Origin of the sequence: Haloarcula litorea (assembly GCF_029338195.1) — an archaeon.
Taxonomy (GTDB): domain Archaea; phylum Halobacteriota; class Halobacteria; order Halobacteriales; family Haloarculaceae; genus Haloarcula; species Haloarcula litorea.
On record NZ_CP119779.1, the window covers coordinates 1,778,898 to 1,800,210 of the forward strand.

Here is a 21,313-nt window from a genome sequence, read left to right on the forward strand (position 1 = left end):
ATGGCCATCGAACTCTCGGACGAGGAACGCCAGCTGGTCGCCCTGTTCGAGGACGAGGCCGGCGTGACCGTCCGGGACTGCGTCGTCGACGAGTCCCACGACCAGGTCGTCTACCTGATCAAGCGCGGTGAGATCGCCGACGCGATCGGCCCGGGCGGGCAGACGGTCGCGGCCGTCGAGGAGCGGCTGGGCCGGGACGTGAAACTCGTCGAGGACGCCGACACGGCCGAGAACTTCGTGGCCAACGCCCTGGCACCGGCGGCGGTGTACAACGTCACCGTCTCCGAGAACGACGACACCGTCGCCTACGTCGAGGTGGCCCAGGAGGACCGCGGCGCGGCCATCGGCCGCGAGGGGCGCAACATCGACGCCGCCCGCGCGCTGGCCGAGCGCCACCACGACATCGACGGCATCGAGCTGACCTGACCGGAGGTAGTTTTACCCGGTCGCCGGTCGCAGTCCCGCGCTGTCCCGATGAGCGACCCGCTGGAGTACCACGAGCAGGCGGCCCGACAGGAGGAGCGCATCTATCGGACGTCGGCGGCCGCGGCCCGTCGACAGCGGGTCCGGGACCTGCTAGAGCCGACGGCCGGCGAGACGGTCCTCTCGGTCGGCTGTGGCCCGGGGTTCGAGCCGGTCGAACTCGCCCCGTCGGTCGGCGACGACGGGTGCGTCCTCGGCGTCGATCGGAGCGAGGCGATGCTCGCGCTGGCGGCCGACCGCTGTGACGGGCACGAACGGGTGTCGCTCGCGGCGGCCGACGCCGCCGCGCTCCCGGTCGCGGACGGGGCGGTCGACGCGGCGACGGCCGTCCAGGTCTACGAGTACGTGCCGGACGTCGCCGCGGCGCTGTCGGAGCTTCACCGGGCCCTCGCTCCGGCCGGCCGGGCCGTGATCTGTGACGCCGACTGGGACGCGACGGTCTGGCGATCGCCCGACACCGAGCGGACGGCCCGCGTGCTCGACGCGTTCGACGACCACTGCCCGCACCCGCGACTCGGATCGCGGCTGGCTCCCGAACTCCGGGCCGCGGGCTTCCGGATCGAGTCGGTCGTGCCCCACACGATCGTCGAGATGAGCCTCGACGAGGACGCCTTCGTCACCCACCTGCTGCCCGCGGTCAGGGAGTTCGCGGCGGCCCACGCGGCCGTCGGGCCCGACGAGGCCGAGGCGTGGGCCGACGACCTCCGGGAACAGGACCGGCGGGGCGAGACGTTCTTCAGCTACACGCAGTACTGCTATCTCGTCCGGCCGGCGCAGTGACTGGACCGCGACGGGAGTGGCACCGTCTCACGTGCGGGAGACCGCCACGTGCGGGCGGTTCGGCGACGACGAAAGAGGAGTCTTAAGTAGCTCGGCAGGATAGCCGGACGTACTATGGCAAACGGCAAATACGCCGCGCGCAAGCTCAAGAAGGACCGCCAGCAACACCGGTGGTCCGACTCTGACTACGCGCGCCGCGAACGCGGGCTGGGCAAGAAGTCCGACCCGCTCGAAGGCGCGCCCCAGGGTCGTGGGATCGTCCTCGAGAAGGTCGGCATCGAGGCCAAACAGCCCAACTCCGCCATCCGGAAGTGCGTCCGCGTCCAGCTCATCAAGAACGGCAAGCAGGTCACCGCGTTCTGCCCCGGTGACGGCGCTATCTCCTTTATCGACGAACACGACGAGGTCACCATCGCCGGCATCGGCGGGGCCAAGGGTCGTGCGATGGGCGACCTCTCCGGCGTGAACTACAAGGTCGAGAAGGTCAACGGCGTCTCGCTCATCGAACTGGTTCGCGGCAACGCGGAGAAGCCGGTCCGATAACCATGAGTGCCGAAGACCAACCCGAACCCGACGCGCCGGCCGGTAGCGACGACGAGGGCGCTCGCGCCCAGCTGTTCGGCGAGTGGGACGTCACCGACATCGAGTACACCGACCCCTCGACGGAGCGGTACATCACGGTCACGCCCATCGCCCACACGCAGGGCCGTCACTCGGACAAGCAGTTCAAGAAGTCCGAGATCAGCATCGTCGAGCGGCTGATCAACCGCCTGATGCAGACCGACGAGAACACGGGCAAGAAGCAGCTCGCCACCTCCATCGTCCAGGACGCGTTCGACATCGTCCACGAGCGCACCGAGGACAACCCGGTGCAGGTGCTCGTCAGCGCCGTCGAGAACAGCGCCCCCCGCGAGGAGACCGTCCGCCTGAAGTACGGTGGCATCTCCGTCCCGAAGGCCGTCGACGTCGCGCCCCAGCGCCGCGTCGACCAGGCCCTGAAGTTCCTCGCCGAGGGCGTCTACGGCGACTCGTTCAAGACGACCACCAGCGCCGAGGAGGCGCTCGCCCAGCAGCTCATCGGTGCCGCGCGGGACGACGTCCAGACCTACGCCGTCAACCAGAAAGAAGAGAAAGAGCGCGTCGCGGCCGCCGCTCGCTGACGCTCGCCACCCGTCTCGCCGCCCGTGGACCGGGCGGCACCCACACGGCAGTGGAGACCTTTTTCCTGCCGACCGCCGTGGAGTCGGTATGACCGACGAGCGAACCACCTGGGAGTACGAGACGCTGCGACCGGTGCGTGGCTCGACGAAGAAGGAGCCGGTCGACCCGGCGGAGGAACTGAACGAGCTCGGGAGCGAGGGGTGGGAGCTGGTCGACACCGTCGACTACGTCGGCGGCGGGACGAAGTTCCTCGTGTTCAGGCGGCCCGCGGAGGACGAGGGATGAGCGCCGGCGCGAACAGCGAGGTCGACGCCGACGCCGAGTCCGACACGGAGATCGAGACCAGCGGGGACACCGACATCAGCACCGCCAACACGATGCGCGAGCGGGCCGGCGAGAGCCGGCTGAAGCTCTGGGTGATGCTCAGCGCCGACCGGCTGGTCATCACGGGCGCGCTGGCGGTACTGGTGTTCGGGGCGTTCGTCCTCGGGGGGGCGGTCCTCTTCCCGGAGGTGAGCGCGAACCTCAACAGCGGCGACACGAAGTCGACGATCTTCTCGACGATGCTGGGGGCCATCATCACCGGCACCACCCTGATCGTCACCATCAGCCAACTGGTGATCTCACAGGAGAACGGGCCGCTTGGCGACCAGCACGAGCGGATGAGCAACACCCTCGACTTCAGGGACTACGTCGGGGACCTCTACGACGAGCCGACGCCGGTCGATCCCTCGGCGTTCCTCCGGAAGATCGTCGCGGAGAGCCAGCGCCGGGCGAAGGCGCTGCGGGACTCGGTCTCCGAACACGACGACGACGACCTCCGCGAGGAGGTCGACGAGTTCACCGACAGCCTCACCGGCAACGCCGACGAGGTGACCGACCAGCTGGAGGGGGAGGCCTTCGGCTCCTTCGACGTGCTCTTCGCCGCGTTGAACTTCAACTACGGCTGGAAGATCTTCCAGGTCGAACGGATCGGTCACGACTACGCCGACGCCATCGACGACGAGACCGAGACCCTGCTGGGCGAACTGAAGACGACGCTGTCGATGTTCGGCCCGGCCCGGGAACACATCAAGACGCTGTACTTCCAGTGGGCGCTGATCGACCTCTCGCAGCTCATCCTCTACGCGGCGCTGCCCGGCCTGCTGGTCGCGGGTTCGATGATCGGGTTCTTCGGGAGCGGTCCGATCCCGGGGACGACGGCCGGCGTCTCGAACGTCCTCTGGGTGGTCGGGGCGGCGTTCACGGTGACGCTGGTGCCGTTCCTGTTGCTGGTGTCGTACATCGCCCGCATCGCCACCATCGCCAAGCGGACGCTGGCGATCGGCCCGCTCATCCTCAGGGACTCCCAGCGGTAGCGCGTGAACCGTCGGTTATATTCCGGTTGACGCGGGAGGTGACGGTATGTCACAGCAACACGAGTCCGTCGACTTGGTCGGCGACGAGACGGCCGGGTACTTCGCGCGTGCGGTCCTGATCGCGGCGCTGACGGCCGCGCTCGCACAGGTGTCGATCCCGCTGCCGGGGACGCTGCCGCCGTTCTCCCTGCAACCGTTCGGGATGTTCTTCGCCGGCCTCCTGTTGGGTCCCCTGTGGGGCGGGCTGGCGCTGGCGCTGTACGTCCTCGTCGGCGTCGCCGGCGCGCCGGTGTTCTCGAACGGGAACGCCGGGCCGGGGTACGTCCTCGTCGGGCAGGGGACCGGCGGGTTCCTGATCGGCTTCCTCGTCGGGGCGGTCGTCTCGGGCGCGGTCGTCCACAGGGGGGTCGAACCGCGCGACCTCGGCGACGCGTCGGTCCCGGTCCAGATCGCGGGGCTGTTCGCCGCGGTGGTCGTCGTCTACGCGATCGGCGTCCCGTGGCTCTCGGCCGTCACGGGACTGCCGCTCCCGCGGGCCGCCGCGGTGATGGCACCGTACGTGCCGCTCGACCTCCTGAAACTCGGCGTCGCGGTCGCGATCGTCGAGGGCGGCCACCTCGTCCGGGGATGATCGCCGCCGCGGACCTCGTCTTCCGCTACGACGGCGAGCGGGTCCTCGACGGGCTCTCGCTGTCGCTCCCCGACGGCGAGTTCTGCCTCCTGGTCGGCCCCAACGGCAGCGGCAAGACGACGCTCGTCCGGCAGTTCAACGGCCTGCTGACCCCCGACGAGGGGACCGTCACCGTCGACGGGACGGACGTCAGCGAGTCGCCGGTCGCCGCCCGGACCAGCGTCGGGATGGTGTTCCAGCACCCCCGCGACCAGTTCGTCGCCGAGACCGTCGGCGCGGACGTGGCCTTCGGCCCCGAGAACCTCGGGCTGGACCGTGACGAGATCGACCGCCGGGTCGAGGCGGCGCTGTCGGCGGTCGGGCTGGACGGCCGGGCGGACGAGCGGCTGACGGCCCTCTCGGGCGGCGAGCAGGCACGGGCGGCGATCGCCGGCGCGCTGGCGATGGAACCGGACCACCTGGTGCTGGACGAACCGCTGGCCGGCCTGGACTGGCCGGCCCGGCAGCGGGTCCTCGCACACCTCGACGACCTGCACGCCGACGGGACGGGCGTGGTCGTCGTCACCCACGACCTGCGGGACCTCCACGAGCGGGCCGACCGCGTCGTCGGCCTGCGAGACGGGCGGGTGGCGGTCGACGGCGACCCGCCGGCGGTGCTGGACGACGTGGCCGCCCTCGGCGTGCGGGACCCGCGATGCTGAGCTACCGGCCCGGCGACACGCTCGCCCACCGGCTGGACCCGCGCTCGAAGCTCCTGGTCCAGTTCGGGCTGGCCGTCGCCGTGGTCGGCTACTCCTCCTGGGCCGGGCTCGCCGGCGCGACGGCGGTCGGGCTGCTCGCGGTCGGGACGGCCCGGCTGTCGCCGCTCGCAGTCCTGCGATCGTACCGCGTGGTACTGGGCGTGCTCGCGCTCGCGCCGCTGGTGGCGGGGGGCGCGCTCGGCCCGCCGTGGTTCCGGGTCGAGCCCGCCGTCCGCTCGGCGCGGCTGTCGGCCCGTGTCGTCCCCGTCTTGCTCGTCAGCGCCGCCTACCTCACCAGCACGCCGGTCCGGGAGACGCGGGCGGCCGTCCAGCGGACGGTGCCGGGCAAGCCCGGGCAGCTGCTCGGGGTCGGGATGGCCCTGGTGGTCCGGCTGTTCCCGGTGGTCCTCGAGGACGTGCGGGAGGTCCGCGACGCGATCCGAGCCAGGGGCGGCGAGCGTCGCCCGGCCCGGACCCGGGCGCGGCTGCTCACGGTGCGGTCGCTGGCGCGGGCGCTCGACCGCTCGGACCGGCTCGCGGTCGCGCTCCGGGCGCGCTGTTTCGCGTGGAACCCGACGCTGCCCCCGCTGTCGTTCGCGCGTCGCGACTACCCGGTGCTGGCCGTCGGCGTCGCGCTGACGCTGTCGCCGCTGCTCTAGTCCGCGGCCGACGAGCGGCCGCCGCTGGCGTAGGCCCGCGTCACGTCGACCAGCGCCTTCCGGAACTCCGACTCGTCGGGGTCCGGCGCGAGCGACTCGAAGTGGCGCTTGAACTCCGCGAGGTCGACGTCGGCGGCGTCGTGGGCGGCGACGTGTGCGAGGTCGTACAGCCGGTGGTCGGGGGTCACGAGGTCGTGGCGCTCACACAGCGCCAGCGCGAAGGCGGCGTTGACCGCGGTGATGTCGGGGTCCGACGCCGGCGTCAGCCGCTCCCAGCCCGGCGTCTCGGTCGGGTGGTCGGCGACCGCCGCCGCAAGGCTCGCCTCCAGGAAGGCGACGAGCTTGTCACCCGGGGCCAGCGCCATCCACACGTCGTCCGCGTAGACGTCTTTCATGTGGTTCGCGATCTGGTAGCAGTGGGTGAGCTTCCGGCGCTCGACCGACCGGCCCGCGAGCGCGAGGTAGATCGCCTCTTCCGTCGACTGCGTGTGCGAGGGGTGCCCGCGCTCGTGGTGGTGCATGTGCGCGTACTCGTGGAGAGCGAGTTCGCGGGCCATCGCGGAAGTGGCGGCCTGCCGCGAGATCGTCAGCCGGTGCCCGTCGTCGTCGTGGCTGACGCGGGTCCGCTCGTCGGGGTCCGCCCGTATCCGGACCTCGACGGGGCGGTCGAGGTCGTACTCCGTCTCGAAGACGTCCCGTGCGCCGAGAAACGGTTCCGCCGGCCCCGGACCGTCGACACCAACGTCCATGTGTGTCCGTACCACGCGGTTGGCGCGTAATACTCTTGTGCCGGTCACTGCAGCGTCACGTACGCCAGGAAGGTGATGGCGAGGAACTGCAGCGTCCGCATCACCAGCACCACCTGTCCGACCAGCGGGTCCGCGGCGTACAGCATCGTCATACTGTCGAAGAAGAAGTACACCGCGACCAGGTTCTCGAGCAGGAGGACGGCGCTGAACGCCACCAGGCCGAGCACCATGTTCGAGCGGAACTGCCGGTAGTTCCGCAGCCAGACCCCGCCGACCACGAGCAGCAGGACGCTGTTGACTACCGCGAGCGCGGTCCCGGCGACGGCGAGGGGTCCCATCGCCATCTCAGTCCACCTCCTCGCTGATCTCCTCGAACGTCTCCCAGTGGCGCTCGAACCGGTCGGTCAAGAAGTACAGCCGTCCGTAGTCGTTCCCGCCGGGTTCGACGACGTCGTGCTCCTGTAACATATCGAGGTGGTGGGTGATGGTGTTGTAGTCGAGGTCCAGCCGCTCCGCGAGCTCGTTCGCGTTCCGTGGTCTGTCCGCCAGGTCGCGAACGATGCGTACCCGGTTGGTCCCGCCGCGGCTACCGGCGAACAGGTACCAGAGGGCCTTCTCCATCCGTGTCCCCCTGCTCGCGGCCCCGTGAAAGACGTTCCGCTACCGTGCGCGCCGGTTACCGGGGCGTGACCGACACCGCGATCACCTCGTCGGTGTCGGGGTAGTCGTAGCCGTCGGTCACTTCGCGGACGACCCCCTCCGGGGTGCCGGTGTCGGGACCGGACTGGCGGGGGGCCTGGTTCGGCCCCTCGCCGGGGGGCTCGTTGACCTCGGTGCCCGCGTCCCAGAGGCGGAGCGCGTCCGTCAGCTCGCCCTCGACGGGATCGCCGTCGTCGAACAGGGGAATCCCGTCGGACGGGGGCGCGTAGAAGAGGTCGTTGGACTGGACGAACATCGTCGCCAGCGAGAGGCGGGCGTCCGCGTCCCGGTCGGCGGTGAACTCGAACCGGTAGCGGTCGCCCGGGCCGATGGGGGCCGGTCCGTCGGCCATCTGCGGCGTGGTGAACGCGCCACCGTCGAGCACGGGGTCCATCCCGCCCAGCGACCGAGCGAGCGCCGTCGGCGTCCCGTCCTCGGCGATGTCTTCCAGCCCATCGCTGGCCGGTTCCCCGGCGGTGAAAAGCGACACGTCCGGCGTGTGGACCGCGTACGCGCCGGGCGACAGCGGAACCGCCGTCGACCCCATCGACGTCGAGAGGGTCTCCCCGTCGGAGGCGTTCTCGACCGTCGCGGCGAAGGTCACGGCCTCCATCCCGCGCTCGACCACCGACAGCGAGAGCGAGACGACGTCCGCGGTGTCGGGGTAGTCGTAGCCGTCGGTCACTTCGCGGACGACCCCCTCCGGGGTGCCGGTGTCGGGGCCGGACTGGCGGGGAGCCTGGTTCGGTCCCTCGCCCGGGGGTTCGTTGACCTCGGTGCCCGCGTCCCAGAGCCGCAGGTCGCCGGTCACGTCGCGGTCGACGGGGTCGCCGTCGTCGAACAGGGGAATCCCGTCGGACGGGGGCGCGTAGAAGAGGTCGTTGGACTGGACGAACATCGTCGCCAGCGAGAGGCGGGCGTCCGCGTCGGGGCCCGCAGTCACCTCGAACGAGTAGCTGTCTCCGGGCGTCAGCGGGGCGGGGCCGTCGGCACCGTCGGGCGTGGTGAACGCGCCACCGTCGAGCACGGGGTCCATCCCGCCCAGCGACTGAGCGAGCTCCGTGGGCGTCCCGTCCTCTGCGACGGCCTCGAGGCCGTCGCTGGCGGGCTCCATCGGCGTGAACAGCGACACGTCGGCCGTGTGGACCGCGTACGCGCCGGGCGAGAGCGGGACCGCCACCGATCCCATCGACGTCGAGAGTGTCTCCCCGTCGGAGACGTTCTCGACGACCACCTCGAAGGTGGTCTGGCCCATCGTCGCTTCGGTCATCGACTCGTCGGTGGGCGTCTCGGTCATCGATCCCGTCATCTCGCTCTCGGTGGTGTCGGTTCCGCCGCCGCTGCCGCCGTCGCTGCCGCCACAGCCCGCCAGCGACGCGACTGCGACGCTTCCGGCACCGGTCAGGAACTGCCGCCTCGTTCGTCGGTCTGACATACGGACGGTGCCTGACCGGCGGCAGAAAAGTAGGTTTTTCAACAACCGGCCGGCGTTCACCCGGCGTTGCGTCGGAGTGTGGTCCGTCTCCGTCCAAACTTCGACCGGTCTCGCGTCGCTCTCCCGTGGCCCGCCCTCACACGGGTTCCAGCCGCTCGCGGCCCCGTCGCCGTCGGGAAACACTATCCTTTTGACCCTGCTGTCGATACGTCTCTGTATAATGGGCCGACGCAAAAAGATCGTACAAGAGTGTGAGACACTGATGGACGACCCGGAGCACATCCGGAACATCGCCATCGCCGCTCACGTCGACCACGGCAAGACGACCCTGACGGACAACCTCCTGGCCGGTGCGGGCATGATCTCCGACGACACCGCCGGCGAGCAGCTCGCGATGGACACGGAGGAAGACGAGCAGGAACGCGGGATCACCATCGACGCCGCGAACGTCTCGATGACCCACGAGTACGAGGACCAGAACCACCTCATCAACCTCATCGACACCCCCGGCCACGTCGACTTCGGCGGGGACGTGACCCGCGCGATGCGGGCCGTCGACGGGGCGCTCGTGGTCGTCGACGCCGTCGAGGGCGCGATGCCCCAGACCGAGACGGTGCTGCGCCAGGCGCTGCGCGAGGGCGTCAAGCCCACGCTGTTCATCAACAAGGTCGACCGCCTCATCTCCGAGCTCCAGGAAGGACCCGAGGAGATGCAACAGCGCCTGCTGGCCGTGATCCAGGACGTCAACGACCTCATCCGCGGGATGACCGAGGAGATGGACGACGTCGAGGACTGGACGGTCTCCGTCGAGGACGGCACCGTCGGCTTCGGCTCGGCGCTGTACAAGTGGGGCGTCTCGATGCCCTCGATGCAGCGGACGGGGATGGACTTCGGCGACATCATGGAGCTCGAACGCAACGACAAGCGCCAGGAGCTCCACGAGCGGACGCCGCTCTCGGACGTCGTGCTCGACATGGTCTGTGAGCACTTCCCCAACCCCGTCGAGGCCCAGCCCCGTCGTATCCCGCGCATCTGGCGCGGCGACGACGAGTCCGAGCTGGCCGAGGGGATGCGACTGGTCGACGAGGACGGCGAGGTCGTCTTCATGGTCACCGACATCGGGATCGACCCCCACGCCGGCGAGATCGCCGCGGGCCGCGTCTTCTCCGGCACGCTGGAGAAGGGCCAGGAGCTGTACGTCTCCGGGACCGCCGGCAAGAACCGCATCCAGAGCGTCGGCATCTACATGGGTGGCGAGCGCGAGGAGGTCGAGCGCGTCCCCGCCGGCAACATCGCCGCCGTGACCGGTCTCAAGGACGCCATCGCCGGCTCGACCGTCTCCAGCGTCGAGATGACGCCCTTCGAGTCCATCGAGCACATCTCGGAGCCGGTCATCACGAAGTCCGTCGAGGCACAGAACATGGACGACCTGCCGAAGCTCATCGAGACGCTCCAGCAGGTCGCCAAGGAGGACCCCACCATCCAGGTCGAGATCAACGAGGACACCGGCGAGCACCTCATCTCCGGGCAGGGCGAGCTCCACCTCGAAGTGATCGGCCAGCGCATCGAGCGCAACCAGGGCATCCCGATCAACACCGGCGAACCGATCGTCGTCTACCGGGAGGCACCCCAGAGCGAGTCCCGCGAGATCGAGGGGCGCTCGCCGAACAACCACAACCGGTTCTACATCACCATCGAACCGCTCGGCGAGGACATCGTCGAGGCGATCAAGCTCGGCGAGGCGTCGATGGACATGCCCGAACTGGAGCGCCGCGAGGCCCTCCAGGAGGCCGGGATGGACAAGGACACGTCCCAGAACGTCGAGCACATCCACGGGACGAACGTCCTCATCGACGACACGAAGGGGATCCAGCACCTCAACGAGACGATGGAGCTGGTCATCGAGGGGCTCGAGGAGGCCCTCGACGACGGGCCGCTGGCGGCCGAGCCGGTCCAGGGCTCGCTGATCCGCCTCCACGACGCCCGCCTCCACGAGGACGCCATCCACCGCGGGCCGGCACAGGTCATCCCCGCGGTGCGCGAGGCCGTCCACAACGCGCTCATCGACGCCGACATCAAGCTGCTGGAGCCGATCCAGGAGGTCCGCATCGACGTGCCCAACGACCACATGGGTGCGGCCTCGGGCGAGATCCAGGGTCGCCGTGGCCGCGTCGACGACATGTACCAGGAGGGCGACCTGATGGTCGTCGAGGGCGTCGCCCCGGTCGACGAGATGATCGGCTTCTCCAGTGACATCCGGAGCGCCACCGAGGGTCGCGCCTCCTGGAACACGGAGAACGCCGGCTTCCAGGTGATGGCCGACAACCTCCAGCCCGAGAAGATCACCGAGATCCGCGAGCGCAAGGGGATGAAGACCGAGCTGCCGGAAGCGATCGACTACTTCTAACCACCCCGCTTTTCCTGTCGCGCCGCGCGCCCGTCTGCTCGGGCCCACACGCTTAGGCCGCTGCGTGGCCAAGCGGGGCCATGACCCGTCGTCTCCACCAGCTCGTCGACCTGCTCGTCGCGGCGCTCATCGCGGGCACGTCGACGGTCCTCTGGGGGCTCGTCGCCCCGCCGGTCGTCGCCGTGTGGCTCGCGTCGCTGTTCGCCGCCATCTACTACTTCTCCCGGAACCCGTGGGGATCGCCCCGCGGCGAGCGGTACAACGAGTTCATCGACGACCTCTACGACCGGTACCTGCCCTGAGACGGTTCGCTGTAGCGATCGACCGGTACCCGGGATCGGCGCTGCCCGGGAGCAGTCCAGGACAGTCCGTGCGAGGCCCGGGCCGCGAACGGACGGTTTCTTATACGTCCCACGTCTGGTGGTCGGTAATGAGCGGTTGTACTCCACAGGAGGTGAGCGGGCGATGAGCGACTCGACCGACGAGGTTCGGTCCTACACAGTTCGGCTCGAACTGGTCGACGAACCGGGCGAGCTGTTGCGGGCGCTCGAACCCATCGCCGACAACGGCGGGAACCTCCTCTCTATCTTCCACGAGCGGGGGAACGTCACGCCCCGCGGCCACATCCCCGTGGAGGTCGACCTCGAGGCGACCCCCGAGCGGTTCGACGGCATCGTCGAGGCGCTGCGAGCGGCCGGCATCAACGTCATCCAGGCGGGTGCCGAGCGCTACACCGAGACGCTGACCGTCGTCATCTCCGGGCACCTCATCGACTCGGACCTCTCGGACACTCTCTCCCGGATCCAGGAGTCGACGAACGCGACGGTGACGGACCTCTCGCTGTCGGCCCCCGAGGGGACCGAGGACGCCTCCAGCGCGCGCATCCGACTGGCGACCGAGCAGGGGGCCGCCGAGGGCGTGATGCACACGATCCAGGGGATCGCAGACGACAAGGACCTGCGCGTCATCGAACCCCTGGCCGCGGGGGGTGACCTATGAGACTCGCCGTGCTGGGTGCCGGCGCGGTCGGCTCGTCGGTCGTCGAACTCGCGGGCGACTACGGTCACACCGTGACGGCGTTCGCGGACTCACGCAGCGCCGTCGTCGACCCCGGCGGGATCGACCGCGAGGCCGCGCTGGCGCGCAAGGAACGCGACGGGATCGTCGGCGACGACGACCCCGACGAGGCCGTGACCGCCGACTACGACGCCCTCGTCGAGGCGACGCCGACGACGCTGGGCGACGCCGAGCCCGGCTTCGGCCACGTCGAGGCCGCGCTGGCCCGGGACAGCCACGTCGTCCTCGCGAACAAGGGGCCCGTCGCCGAGCGGTACGCCGACGTGCGAGCCCTGGAGGCCGAGAGCGAGGGGTCGGTGCTGTTCGAGGCGACCGTCGGCGGCGCGATGCCGGTGCTGTCGACCATCGCCGACTTCGACCCCGAGCACATCACCGCCGTCCGCGGCGTGCTCAACGGCACCGCGAACTTCATCCTCTCGCGGATGGCCGCCGAGGGGCTCGGCTACGAACACGTCCTCGCCGAGGCCCAGGACCTGGGCGTGGCGGAGGCCGACCCAACGTTCGACGTCGACGGCACCGACGCCGCGCTCAAGGGTGTCATCGTCGCCAACGTCCTGGCCGGCGAGGGCCGCGAGTACACGCTCGCCGACGCCGACGTGGCGGGCATCCAGGACATCGAGGGCAGCGCCATCGAGCTCGCCACCGAGGACGGGCGGACGGTCCGGCTCATCGCGGAGGTGGCCGACGGCGAGGTCCGGGTCGGGCCGCGGCTCGTCCCCGAGAACGCCCCGCTCGCGCCGACGGGCACCCGCAACATCGTCCAGCTGGAGACCGAACACGCCGGCCGGCTCAACATCTCGGGCCGCGGCGCGGGCGGCCCGGAGACGGCCAGTGCCGTCCTCGCGGACGTGGGTCGACTGCCCGAACTGTAAGCCGGCGATCCCGGATCGCCGCCGTGGTGTGGTTCCGGCCCGTGCCACCGCGTCCCAAATCGCCGGACAGCGACGGTGTGCCCGGCGAGGACTTTCGAAATCGTTTTATGAAACACCGGCCAAAGACTCCGATATAGCGCCCCTGCGCGTGAGACAATAATGAGCGACGAACAACATCAGAACCTGGCCATCATCGGCCACGTTGACCACGGGAAGAGCACGCTCGTCGGCCGACTCCTGTACGAGACAGGATCGGTACCGGAGCACGTCATCGAACAGCACAAGGAAGAGGCCGAGGAGAAGGGCAAGGGCGGCTTCGAGTTCGCCTACGTGATGGACAACCTCGCCGAGGAGCGGGAACGCGGTGTCACCATCGACATCGCCCACCAGGAGTTCAGTACCGACGAGTACGACTTCACCATCGTCGACTGTCCTGGTCACCGCGACTTCGTGAAGAACATGATCACCGGCGCGAGCCAGGCCGACAACGCCGTGCTCGTCGTCGCCGCGGACGACGGCGTCCAGCCGCAGACCCAGGAACACGTCTTCCTGGCCCGCACGCTGGGCATCGGCGAGCTCATCGTCGGCGTCAACAAGATGGACCTCGTCGACTACGGCGAGTCCGAGTACAAGCAGGTCGTCGAGGAGGTCAAGGACCTGCTCAACCAGGTCCGCTTCGACACGGAGAACGCGAAGTTCATCCCGGTCTCCGCGTTCGAGGGTGACAACATCGCCGAGCGCTCGGACAACACGTCCTGGTACGACGGCGACATCCTCATCGAGGCCCTGAACGACCTGCCGGCTCCGGAGCCGCCGACGGACGCGCCGCTCCGCCTGCCGATCCAGGACGTCTACACGATCTCCGGCATCGGGACCGTCCCGGTGGGCCGCGTCGAGACCGGCACCCTGAACACGGGCGACAACGTCTCGTTCCAGCCCTCGGACGTCGGTGGCGAGGTCAAGACCATCGAGATGCACCACGAGGAGGTCCCCAAGGCCGCCCCCGGTGACAACGTCGGGTTCAACGTCCGCGGCATCGGCAAGGACGACATCCGCCGTGGCGACGTCTGTGGTCCGGCCGAGGACCCGCCGTCGGTCGCCGAGACCTTCCAGGCCCAGATCGTCGTGATGCAGCACCCGAGTGTCATCACGGAGGGGTACACCCCGGTCTTCCACGCCCACACGGCACAGGTCGCCTGTACGGTCGAGTCCCTCGACCAGAAGATCGACCCGTCCTCGGGCGAGGTCGCCGAGGAGAACCCCGACTTCATCCAGAACGGGGACGCCGCCGTCGTCACGGTCCGACCCCAGAAGCCGCTCAGCATCGAGCCGTCCTCCGAGATCCCGGAGCTCGGTTCGTTCGCCATCCGCGACATGGGTCAGACCATCGCCGCCGGCAAGGTCCTCAGCGTCGACGAGCGATAACACATGTCCCAGCAGGCACGCGTTCGGCTGGCGGGCACGAGCCCCGACGACCTCGACGACATCTGCGCCGACGTGCGGGAGATCGCCGAGAAGACCGGCGTCGAGCTCTCGGGGCCGGTCCCGCTCCCCACGAAGACGCTGGAGGTCCCCACGCGGAAGTCCCCCGACGGTGAGGGGACCGCGACGTGGGAACACTGGGAGATGCGGGTCCACAAGCGGCTCATCGACATCGACGCCGACGAACGGGCACTGCGCCAGCTGATGCGCATCCAGGTGCCCAACGACGTCTCCATCGAGATCGTCCTCGAGGACTGAGCGGGCACGCGAGTTCCGCGACGGCCGCCGCTCCCGCCGTCCGGAACCGAGCGGCACCGACCGCTCGCCTCGGGTCGTCGCTGCCGATCCGCCCCGAATCGCACGCCGGGACACACACCACACATCGTGTGAATCGCTATCGGAGGTCGCCCTCACGCGCAGGGTTTTTACGACCCCGCGTTCGAGAGGGATGCACGCGGGCTCGTAGATCAGCGGCAGATCGCTTCCTTCGCAAGGAAGAGGCCCCGGGTTCAAATCCCGGCGAGTCCACTCCCGGGTCGCGCGGTGTGCGACCACGTTCGTTCCCTCGCCGACTGCCCGTTCGCTTCGCTCACGGGAATCCCGGCGAAGTAGCTTCTGACTGTCCCGTCCACTGTCCACTTCTTCAGAGCTCCAGGACGAGCTAGTGGCCGTCGTGTTCGTCCCTCGGTGAGCGCCGGCGCACCCGCCAGGTGATAGATCACAGCCTCTGAGACGCCACAGACGGACGTTCGGTGACCGTGCTACAGTGCCGCTCCCGGTGACGGGTACGTCGGCCGATCTCTGGCACCGTCACGGGACCTCACTCCGCCCGTTCGTCCCCGTCCTCCGTCAGGGACGAGACGACGAGTCGCTTGATCCCGCGTCGAAGGAGCCCACTGGCCGCAGGCTGGGAGATCCCCAGGTCGGCGGCGACTTCACTGAGGGTCGCGTTCCGCGGCTCTTCGAAGTAGCCCCTCTCGACTGCGACGAGGAGCGCCTCCCGCTGGCTGTCGGTCAACCCGGCGTCCGTGTCGCCCAAACTGGCGTACTCGTTCACCCGAAGTAGGTCGATCTCGATCCCGTGCTGTCGTGCGTGGTCCCACAGATTCGCCAGCCCCGCTCGCTCGGACATCCAGACGGTCAGGATCCACGCGTCTCCCTCGTTCTCCATATCGAGGACGACGCCGTTCGCGGTCGAGACGACCGGCGAGAGGACCTTCGCCTGCTCCGTGTACTCGAAGCTGTAGATCGCCTCTCCGTCTCCGGTCTCGATCACTCGCTCGAACTCGCCGACGGTGTCGTCGCGCCGCAGCCCCTCCTCGAACCGGCGGAAGTCAGCCGACGCTATGTGATAGAAGAACTTCCCCGAGGTCGGGTCAGTACCCGCCTCCGACACCGACCTGACCGTCGAACTTCCGTCGTGGGCGACCGTCTCCGTGAGGACGATGTCGGGATGTCTGACCCGTACGGTGGCTTTAATATCGCTCATTGTCTGGCTGTCCGGTGGCCTGCGTCGTCGCGACGCTCGCACCGAGTGGTGTTCGGGCTGCTCGACCGGGGGTCCGTGACACCACTCGGGACCACCACTCTGACACTGGTCGCGTGGTGGGATACAGTACTCGGTCGTCGGGGGCTCCGAACACGCCGACGTCACCCAAGTACTCACTTCTCACACGTGCGGGTCGGACCTGGCGAGACACGCGGAACCGCCGCGACCCGATCGAAACGACTGTCTCGGTGTCGCCGTCCGAAGCTATCTCGACGTGTTGATGCCGTGACTGAACAGCGTCGTCCAGACCCCCTCCAGCCGACTGGTCAGGGACGAGGGGTCGGACCCTGCCGGCAGGTAAAACTTCGAGTGAGTCGTACTGGTCTGCTCGTCGGAACGGTCTCGCTGTGGCATACAGTCGAACGGAGGACCCGTGGCAGTATCGGCTCCTGGCTTAACCGTATAACCGGTTTATATGGCGTCCGGAAACTCTGGGCGGGGTCGGTGTGGTTGCCGCCGTTTCTCGTCCCGTCCCATCGCGCTAGTCGTGTGCGTATCGCTCTGAGACCATTCAACACCGAAGCACGAGCAGCGCTCCCGAGAGGGCCGCGAGGCCGACACGCTCCAGCCGGTCCCGACCGATCTGTGCGAGCGGTGTTGGGACCCGGTTCGCACGGCTGGGGACGCTGACGGTCACCACGTCGACGACGCTCCGCGCCGACCGGACTGCTTCCGACAGTCGTCGGCGGACTTCCTGCGGGACGCGGTCGAACACGGCGACCTACCTCGGCGGGCCGCTGGGACGCTCCGGCCTCGCCGTGGTCGTCGGTCTCTCGGCGGTTGCGAGCGTCACGCTCCTCGTCCGTCGACGGTGAATCGTGGGCACGACGGGGGTTCGACCGTCGGGTCGGCAGTGACCCGCGCCGCTCGGCAGCGGCACGTGGCTGCGAGCGAGTCAGTGACTGCTGGCTCCCGTACTCGCTGGCGAAGAAACGACCGTTGCGGGGTTATCGTCGGTCCGACTCGGGGTTGTGCTTCCGTCGGTAGGTTCCCACCATCTTCCAGATCGTGTCGTCGATCTCGTCGCCGTCGGCTTCCTGCTCGAGTTGGCGGTACAGGTTCTCCGAGACTTCGATGCGAGGCATCGGGTGTGGATAACGGCCGGCAGTACATAAAATCTCGCTGACACGGAACCGAGTAAACGCTTCGTGTCGGGCGATTCACTCGTCGTAGAGTAGTCGTGCGCCGGCGGCGACGAACCACGCCATCCAGACGCAGAAGACGACCAGCCACGCGCCGTACTGGACGGTGCGGTCGGGGACGAGGACGTACCCGACGAACAGGGCGAGCACCGCGGTCCCGAGGGCGGCGGCCTCGGTCCGAGTCGGCGCGGGCAGACGCCCCATCTCACTCGGCGATGCCGTACGTGTCGCCGGTCCAGTCCCGCGCCGGGTGGTCGTAGACGGGCTGGTGGCGGTCGATGTCGTCGATGCGCCGTCTGTCTTCCGCGGCCAGCTCCCAGCCGAACAGGTCGCAGTTGGCGCGGACGTGCTCGGGCGAGGTGGACTTGGGCAGCGGGACGACGCCGTTCTCGACGGCCCACTTGAGGACGATCTGAGCGGGCGAGCGGGCGTACTCGTCGGCGACGGCCCGGACGGTCTCGTCCTCGAACACCTCGGTCCGGCCCAGCGGCGCGGCGGCCTCGACGACGGTGTCGGTCTCGCGGCAGTAGTCGACCACCTCGTCCTGGGTGTTCCAGGGGTGGTACTCGATCTGGTTGACGGCGATGGGGACGTCGCTGACGTGGCGGGCACAGCTGAGCTGGTAGGCGCTGAAGTTCGAGACGCCGACGTTGCGGACCAGTCCCTCGTCGCGGAGGTGGGCCATCGCGTCCATCGTCTCCCGCAGGGAGATCGCGGGGTTGGGCCAGTGGACGAGATAGAGGTCCAGGTAGTCGGTGCCGAGCCGGTCCAGCGACGCCTCGCAGGACTCGATCACCGACTCGTAGTCGAGGTGCTTCGGGAGCACCTTCGAGGTGAGGAACACGTCCTCGCGGTCGTAGTCGGCCAGCGCCTCGCCGATGGCGGCCTCGTTGCGGTACCCCTCGGCGGTGTCGACGTGGCCGTAGCCGGCGTCGAGGCCGGCCCGGACGCTCTCGCCGGGGTCGTCGAGGTTCCACGTTCCGAGACCGACCATCGGGAGCTCGTCGCCGCCGGGCAGCGTCGTCGTGGGGACGGACATAGGCGACCGCAGGCCCGCCGCGGCAAAAACGGTTTGGCCGGCACCGCCGATCGGGGTCCGCTCGCGTCCCGCCGCCGGCGGTCCGGCGACGCTCAAAGTCGGGTTGTAGCCTCCGCCGCGGCTTTTGTCCGGGGACCGGTAGCCGACGCTATGGACGCCCGACTCGCCGTCGGACTCGGGCTCCTCGTCGTGCTCGGCGGTACCGCGACCGCCGTGGGGGCGACGACGGAGCTTCCCTTCGCCACCGAGGAACCGGCCTTCGAACAGACGTCGCTGCGCTCGGTCGAGACGTTCGGGCCGCGCTGTGCGAACCGGTCCGAGATCGGCCAGTCGACCGTCAGCCGCCCGGTCGACGGCGGCCGCCTGCTCTCGTGGAACGACACGATCGCGGTCGACAGCCACGACACGACCGTCGCGGTGTCGCTCCGGCAGTTCGGTCCCGCCCGGTTCGTCCTCGACGTCGACCGCGATCCCGGCGTTGCCGACGTCGACTGTGACGCCCGGCTGCGGTACAACGCCACGCTGAACGTCTCGACGCCCGAGGACTTCACGCTCGTCGTCACCCACGACGACCGCCTCGTCGGGAGCTACTACAGCGACGAGTCCGGGAGCGGCGGCGCTGCGAGCGCCGGCGCGAGCGGGGCGCGTCCCGGCGGCGGGACCGCCGGGACGTCGAGCGAGGCCGGTGACGGCGGGGCCGCGACCGACGGCGAGGGCTGAGTGACCGCCCGCGCGCGTCGCCCGGGCCGGGCACGGGCCGATCTCGGCGGCCGCCGACGGATTTCGGTGCTTTCCACGAACTGGAAATCGGATACATCCCTATTTGCACTCGCCGTGATCACTCGGGTGCCCTCCACGATGACCGAGAGCGAACCCGAGACCGACGACGAACCGCGACCGGACGGTGGCATCGTCGCCCCCGACGGCGACGCGCCGACGTGGTCCGAGCGCAAACAGCGAGCGCAGGGACTCCCGCGGCTCACCTACGAGTACTTCGAGCGGTCCCGCCGCGAGGACCAGGACCTGCGCCGGCAGTCCGACTACGTCGAGCGCGACGTGCTGGGGTTCCCGGCCTGGCCCCACGAGACCGTGCGAAACCTCGCCATCACGACCTTCTTCGTCGGGATGGTCCTGTTCGTGGCGGCCGCGCTCCCGCCGGAGTTGCCCAACCCCGCGAACTCGACGGTGACGCCGGCGATCATCTTGCCGGACTGGTACCTCTACTGGTCGTTCGGCCTGCTGAAACTGGGGCCGCTCAACCCCGAACTGGGCGTCCTGGGCGGTCAGAAACTGATGAAAGACCGCCCGTACGGCGTGCTGGCGAACGTCGCCGTCGTCGGGGCCGTCACCGTCGTCCCGTTCCTCAACAAGGGGTCGGCCCGTCGCCCGGTCGAACAGCCCTTCTGGGCGGCCGTCGGCGTCGCCGGCGTGGTCTTCAGTCTGACCATCGCGGCACTGGCGATCAAACCCCTCGTGCCGATGGACTCGCACCTGCTGTTCGACCTGACGTTCCTCGTCCCCGTCGTCAGCGCCACGGTCACCTACGCGGTGTTGAAGACGATGCGCGAGGGGTACATGTTCGACCTCAACCGCCGGTACTACCGGCTCCGGCCGCCGAAGTGAGCGGTCCCGGACGGCACGCCCGGCGGTTCACTGGCCGGGCACGTCGACCGGAGCGCCGCGGTCGGCGCTCCGTGCCAGCGCGTCGAGTGCCCGCATGTTCCCGAGCGTCTCCGCGCGGTCGACGCGCGGGGGCTCGCCGGCGGCGACGGCGTCGGCGAACGCCTCGACCTGCAGGGTGTACTGGTCGACGGGGTCGAACGTCTCCGTGACCTCGCGGCCGTCGACGGCGTAGGTCAGCGAGACCGACTCGTCGGGGGCCGGACCGAACGGCGTCCGGGCCTCCAGCCACCCGTCGGTCGTCTCGACGCGGTAGCGCTCGAACTCGGGGGTGTCGAAGCCACAGGCCACCCGGGCGGTGGGGCCGTCGTCGTAGGCCAGCACGCCCGCGAGGTCCGTGTCGACGCCGGTCCCCCGCGGGTCGGTGGCCCGGGCGAACGCGCGGTCGGGCTCGCCGAGGAAGCCCCGCACCGCGCTGACGGCGTAACAGCCCACGTCCAGCAGGCTGCCGCCGCCCAGCTCCGGGTCCAGCCGGATGTCGCCCTCGTCGTCCAGCCGGAACTTGAACGACGCGTCGACGGCGCGGACCTCGCCCAGTTCCTCGGCGACGATCTCGCGGGCGCGCTCGGTCCGCGGGTGGAACTGGTACATGAACGCCTCCATCAGCGTCACGCCGCGGTCCTCGACGTAGTCGAACAGGTCCGCCGCGGCGGCGGCGTCGAGGGTCAGCGGCTTCTCACAGAGGACGTGCAGGCCGGCGTCGGCGGCCCGCTCGGTCCACTCGGCGTGGGCGGCGTTGGGCAGCGGGTTGTAGACGGCGTCGACGTCAGCCGCCGAGAGCAGCGTCTCGTAGCCCTCGTAGGCCGCGGGGATGCCGAGGGCGTCGGCCGCCGCGCGCGCCCGCTCGCCGTCGCGGGACGCGATGGCGACGACCTCGTGGTCGCTCTTCTCGATGGCCGGAATCACGCTCTCGCGCCCGATTCGCGCCGTCGATAGCACACCGAATCGCATAGCCGGACCGACGACCAGCGCGGGCAAAAACACCACGGTCACTGGACCGAGCGCACCGCTCGTCGGCCGGGTGTCGACGGGTCACCGGAGTCAGTAGGCCCGGGTCTCCTCGACGGACTGCCGCCGCGGCGCGCTGCTCGACAGGTCGGCGACGCACTCCCGACAGAACTGGTAGGTCCGGTCGTTGCGCGTCCCACAGTACGCACACTCCACGGTCCCACCGCCGTCGTCGCCCCCGGTGCCCCCCCTCGTCTCCGGATCCGACTGGGTCGGGGCGCTGGCCGGCTCGCTGCGCCTGTTGTAGGCGTACAGCATCGTCAGGACGTGGAGCCCCACGAGCAAGGCGATGGCCCCGTACAGCCATTCGCTCCCCAGCATATCTGATAGTACGGTGACGCGACACTTGAGGGTTGTGGGTA

Annotated in this window: 28 protein-coding genes and 1 tRNA gene; 18 read left to right on the top strand and 11 right to left on the bottom strand. The window is 69.5% G+C overall.

What is annotated here, in order from left to right; genetic code table 11:
- The 9 genes from P0592_RS09535 to P0592_RS09575 all read left to right on the top strand — a co-directional run bounded on the left by P0592_RS09535 (window position 1) and on the right by P0592_RS09575 (window position 5,812).
- Window positions 1-426 carry a NusA-like transcription termination signal-binding factor gene (locus tag P0592_RS09535; protein WP_276270650.1) on the top strand — a complete coding sequence of 142 codons (426 nt, stop codon included), beginning with the start codon at window positions 1-3 and terminating at the stop codon, window positions 424-426.
- A gap of 48 nt (window positions 427-474) precedes the next feature.
- A complete protein-coding gene (locus P0592_RS09540) occupies window positions 475-1,263 on the top strand; it encodes a methyltransferase domain-containing protein (protein ID WP_276270651.1) in 789 nt (262 codons plus the stop codon).
- A gap of 114 nt (window positions 1,264-1,377) precedes the next feature.
- A complete protein-coding gene (locus P0592_RS09545; protein ID WP_276270652.1) occupies window positions 1,378-1,806 on the top strand; it encodes a 30S ribosomal protein S12 in 429 nt (142 codons plus the stop codon).
- A gap of 2 nt (window positions 1,807-1,808) precedes the next feature.
- Window positions 1,809-2,423 (top strand): 30S ribosomal protein S7, encoded by a 615-nt coding sequence (locus P0592_RS09550; protein WP_276270653.1) that lies wholly within the window; start codon window positions 1,809-1,811, stop codon window positions 2,421-2,423.
- A gap of 88 nt (window positions 2,424-2,511) precedes the next feature.
- Window positions 2,512-2,709 (top strand): Sp36 family protein, encoded by a 198-nt coding sequence (locus tag P0592_RS09555; protein ID WP_276270654.1) that lies wholly within the window; start codon window positions 2,512-2,514, stop codon window positions 2,707-2,709.
- Window positions 2,706-3,782, top strand: coding sequence for a DUF7972 family membrane protein (locus P0592_RS09560; protein ID WP_276270655.1), 1,077 nt, complete (start codon window positions 2,706-2,708; stop codon window positions 3,780-3,782). The genes P0592_RS09555 and P0592_RS09560 overlap by 4 nt, the downstream gene beginning before the upstream one ends.
- A gap of 46 nt (window positions 3,783-3,828) precedes the next feature.
- Window positions 3,829-4,413: a biotin transporter BioY gene (locus tag P0592_RS09565; RefSeq protein WP_276270656.1), complete on the top strand. Its 585-nt coding sequence runs from the start codon at window positions 3,829-3,831 to the stop codon at window positions 4,411-4,413.
- Window positions 4,410-5,114, top strand: a complete 705-nt coding sequence (locus tag P0592_RS09570; protein WP_276270657.1) for an energy-coupling factor ABC transporter ATP-binding protein — start codon at window positions 4,410-4,412, stop codon at window positions 5,112-5,114. Before P0592_RS09565 ends, P0592_RS09570 begins: the two co-directional genes overlap by 4 nt.
- The gene (locus P0592_RS09575) at window positions 5,108-5,812 is read left to right on the top strand and encodes an energy-coupling factor transporter transmembrane component T family protein (RefSeq protein WP_276270658.1); all 705 of its coding nucleotides are present in this window, start codon (window positions 5,108-5,110) and stop codon (window positions 5,810-5,812) included. The genes P0592_RS09570 and P0592_RS09575 overlap by 7 nt, the downstream gene beginning before the upstream one ends.
- Here the strand turns inward: P0592_RS09575 and P0592_RS09580 are convergent.
- From P0592_RS09580 to P0592_RS09595, 4 genes are read right to left on the bottom strand one after another with little or no spacing between them, the layout of a single operon-like run.
- The gene (locus P0592_RS09580; protein ID WP_276270659.1) at window positions 5,809-6,561 is read right to left on the bottom strand and encodes a DUF5781 family protein; all 753 of its coding nucleotides are present in this window, start codon (window positions 6,559-6,561) and stop codon (window positions 5,809-5,811) included. The two genes, P0592_RS09575 and P0592_RS09580, sit on opposite strands and share 4 nt — an antisense overlap.
- 44 nt (window positions 6,562-6,605) lie before the next feature.
- Window positions 6,606-6,905 (bottom strand): DUF8036 family membrane protein, encoded by a 300-nt coding sequence (locus tag P0592_RS09585; RefSeq protein WP_276270660.1) that lies wholly within the window; start codon window positions 6,903-6,905, stop codon window positions 6,606-6,608.
- A gap of 1 nt (window position 6,906) precedes the next feature.
- Window positions 6,907-7,182, bottom strand: coding sequence for a winged helix-turn-helix domain-containing protein (locus P0592_RS09590; RefSeq protein ID WP_276270661.1), 276 nt, complete (start codon window positions 7,180-7,182; stop codon window positions 6,907-6,909).
- A gap of 55 nt (window positions 7,183-7,237) precedes the next feature.
- Complete coding sequence (locus P0592_RS09595; protein ID WP_276270662.1) at window positions 7,238-8,695, bottom strand: spondin domain-containing protein; 1,458 nt, start codon at window positions 8,693-8,695, stop codon at window positions 7,238-7,240.
- Window positions 8,696-8,915: 220 nt separating this feature from the next.
- On the opposite strand from P0592_RS09595, the gene P0592_RS09600 reads away from it, so the two are divergent.
- The 7 genes from P0592_RS09600 (at window position 8,916) to P0592_RS09630 (ending at window position 15,061) form a co-directional block, all read left to right on the top strand.
- Entirely contained in the window at window positions 8,916-11,102 is a 2,187-nt protein-coding gene (locus P0592_RS09600) for an elongation factor EF-2 (RefSeq protein ID WP_276270663.1), read from the top strand.
- An 80-nt stretch (window positions 11,103-11,182) separates the two neighbouring features.
- Window positions 11,183-11,404 (top strand): hypothetical protein, encoded by a 222-nt coding sequence (locus P0592_RS09605; RefSeq protein ID WP_276270664.1) that lies wholly within the window; start codon window positions 11,183-11,185, stop codon window positions 11,402-11,404.
- A 163-nt stretch (window positions 11,405-11,567) separates the two neighbouring features.
- Complete coding sequence (locus P0592_RS09610) at window positions 11,568-12,101, top strand: amino acid-binding protein (protein ID WP_276270665.1); 534 nt, start codon at window positions 11,568-11,570, stop codon at window positions 12,099-12,101.
- Window positions 12,098-13,051 (top strand): homoserine dehydrogenase, encoded by a 954-nt coding sequence (locus P0592_RS09615; protein ID WP_276270666.1) that lies wholly within the window; start codon window positions 12,098-12,100, stop codon window positions 13,049-13,051. Before P0592_RS09610 ends, P0592_RS09615 begins: the two co-directional genes overlap by 4 nt.
- Before the next feature lie 159 nt (window positions 13,052-13,210).
- Complete coding sequence (tuf, locus tag P0592_RS09620) at window positions 13,211-14,476, top strand: translation elongation factor EF-1 subunit alpha (protein ID WP_276270667.1); 1,266 nt, start codon at window positions 13,211-13,213, stop codon at window positions 14,474-14,476.
- A 3-nt stretch (window positions 14,477-14,479) separates the two neighbouring features.
- A complete protein-coding gene (rpsJ, locus tag P0592_RS09625; protein ID WP_276270668.1) occupies window positions 14,480-14,791 on the top strand; it encodes a 30S ribosomal protein S10 in 312 nt (103 codons plus the stop codon).
- 198 nt (window positions 14,792-14,989) lie between these two features.
- A tRNA-Ala gene (locus P0592_RS09630) sits at window positions 14,990-15,061 on the top strand.
- A gap of 292 nt (window positions 15,062-15,353) precedes the next feature.
- Here the strand turns inward: P0592_RS09630 and P0592_RS09635 are convergent.
- From P0592_RS09635 to P0592_RS09655, 5 genes are all read right to left on the bottom strand, one after another.
- Window positions 15,354-16,022, bottom strand: coding sequence for a helix-turn-helix domain-containing protein (locus tag P0592_RS09635; RefSeq protein ID WP_276270669.1), 669 nt, complete (start codon window positions 16,020-16,022; stop codon window positions 15,354-15,356).
- A gap of 571 nt (window positions 16,023-16,593) precedes the next feature.
- The gene (locus P0592_RS09640) at window positions 16,594-16,797 is read right to left on the bottom strand and encodes a hypothetical protein (protein ID WP_276270670.1); all 204 of its coding nucleotides are present in this window, start codon (window positions 16,795-16,797) and stop codon (window positions 16,594-16,596) included.
- Between the two features lie 232 nt (window positions 16,798-17,029).
- On the bottom strand, window positions 17,030-17,167 hold the full coding sequence (locus P0592_RS09645; protein ID WP_276270671.1) for a hypothetical protein: 138 nt from the start codon (window positions 17,165-17,167) through the stop codon (window positions 17,030-17,032).
- 75 nt (window positions 17,168-17,242) lie between these two features.
- On the bottom strand, window positions 17,243-17,428 hold the full coding sequence (locus tag P0592_RS09650) for a hypothetical protein (RefSeq protein WP_276270672.1): 186 nt from the start codon (window positions 17,426-17,428) through the stop codon (window positions 17,243-17,245).
- 1 nt (window position 17,429) lies between these two features.
- Window positions 17,430-18,263, bottom strand: coding sequence for an aldo/keto reductase (locus P0592_RS09655; RefSeq protein ID WP_276270673.1), 834 nt, complete (start codon window positions 18,261-18,263; stop codon window positions 17,430-17,432).
- A 150-nt stretch (window positions 18,264-18,413) separates the two neighbouring features.
- On the opposite strand from P0592_RS09655, the gene P0592_RS09660 reads away from it, so the two are divergent.
- Together P0592_RS09660 and P0592_RS09665 are read left to right on the top strand one after the other, a co-directional pair.
- Window positions 18,414-18,983, top strand: a complete 570-nt coding sequence (locus P0592_RS09660; protein ID WP_276270674.1) for a hypothetical protein — start codon at window positions 18,414-18,416, stop codon at window positions 18,981-18,983.
- Window positions 18,984-19,121: 138 nt separating this feature from the next.
- Window positions 19,122-19,886, top strand: a complete 765-nt coding sequence (locus tag P0592_RS09665; RefSeq protein ID WP_276270675.1) for a cytochrome b family protein — start codon at window positions 19,122-19,124, stop codon at window positions 19,884-19,886.
- A gap of 27 nt (window positions 19,887-19,913) precedes the next feature.
- Here the strand turns inward: P0592_RS09665 and P0592_RS09670 are convergent, their stop codons facing one another.
- Entirely contained in the window at window positions 19,914-20,894 is a 981-nt protein-coding gene (locus tag P0592_RS09670) for a Gfo/Idh/MocA family protein (RefSeq protein WP_276270676.1), read from the bottom strand.
- Window positions 20,895-20,984: 90 nt separating this feature from the next.
- Window positions 20,985-21,272: a DUF7577 domain-containing protein gene (locus tag P0592_RS09675; RefSeq protein ID WP_276270677.1), complete on the bottom strand. Its 288-nt coding sequence runs from the start codon at window positions 21,270-21,272 to the stop codon at window positions 20,985-20,987.
- Window positions 21,273-21,313: the final 41 nt, after the last annotated feature.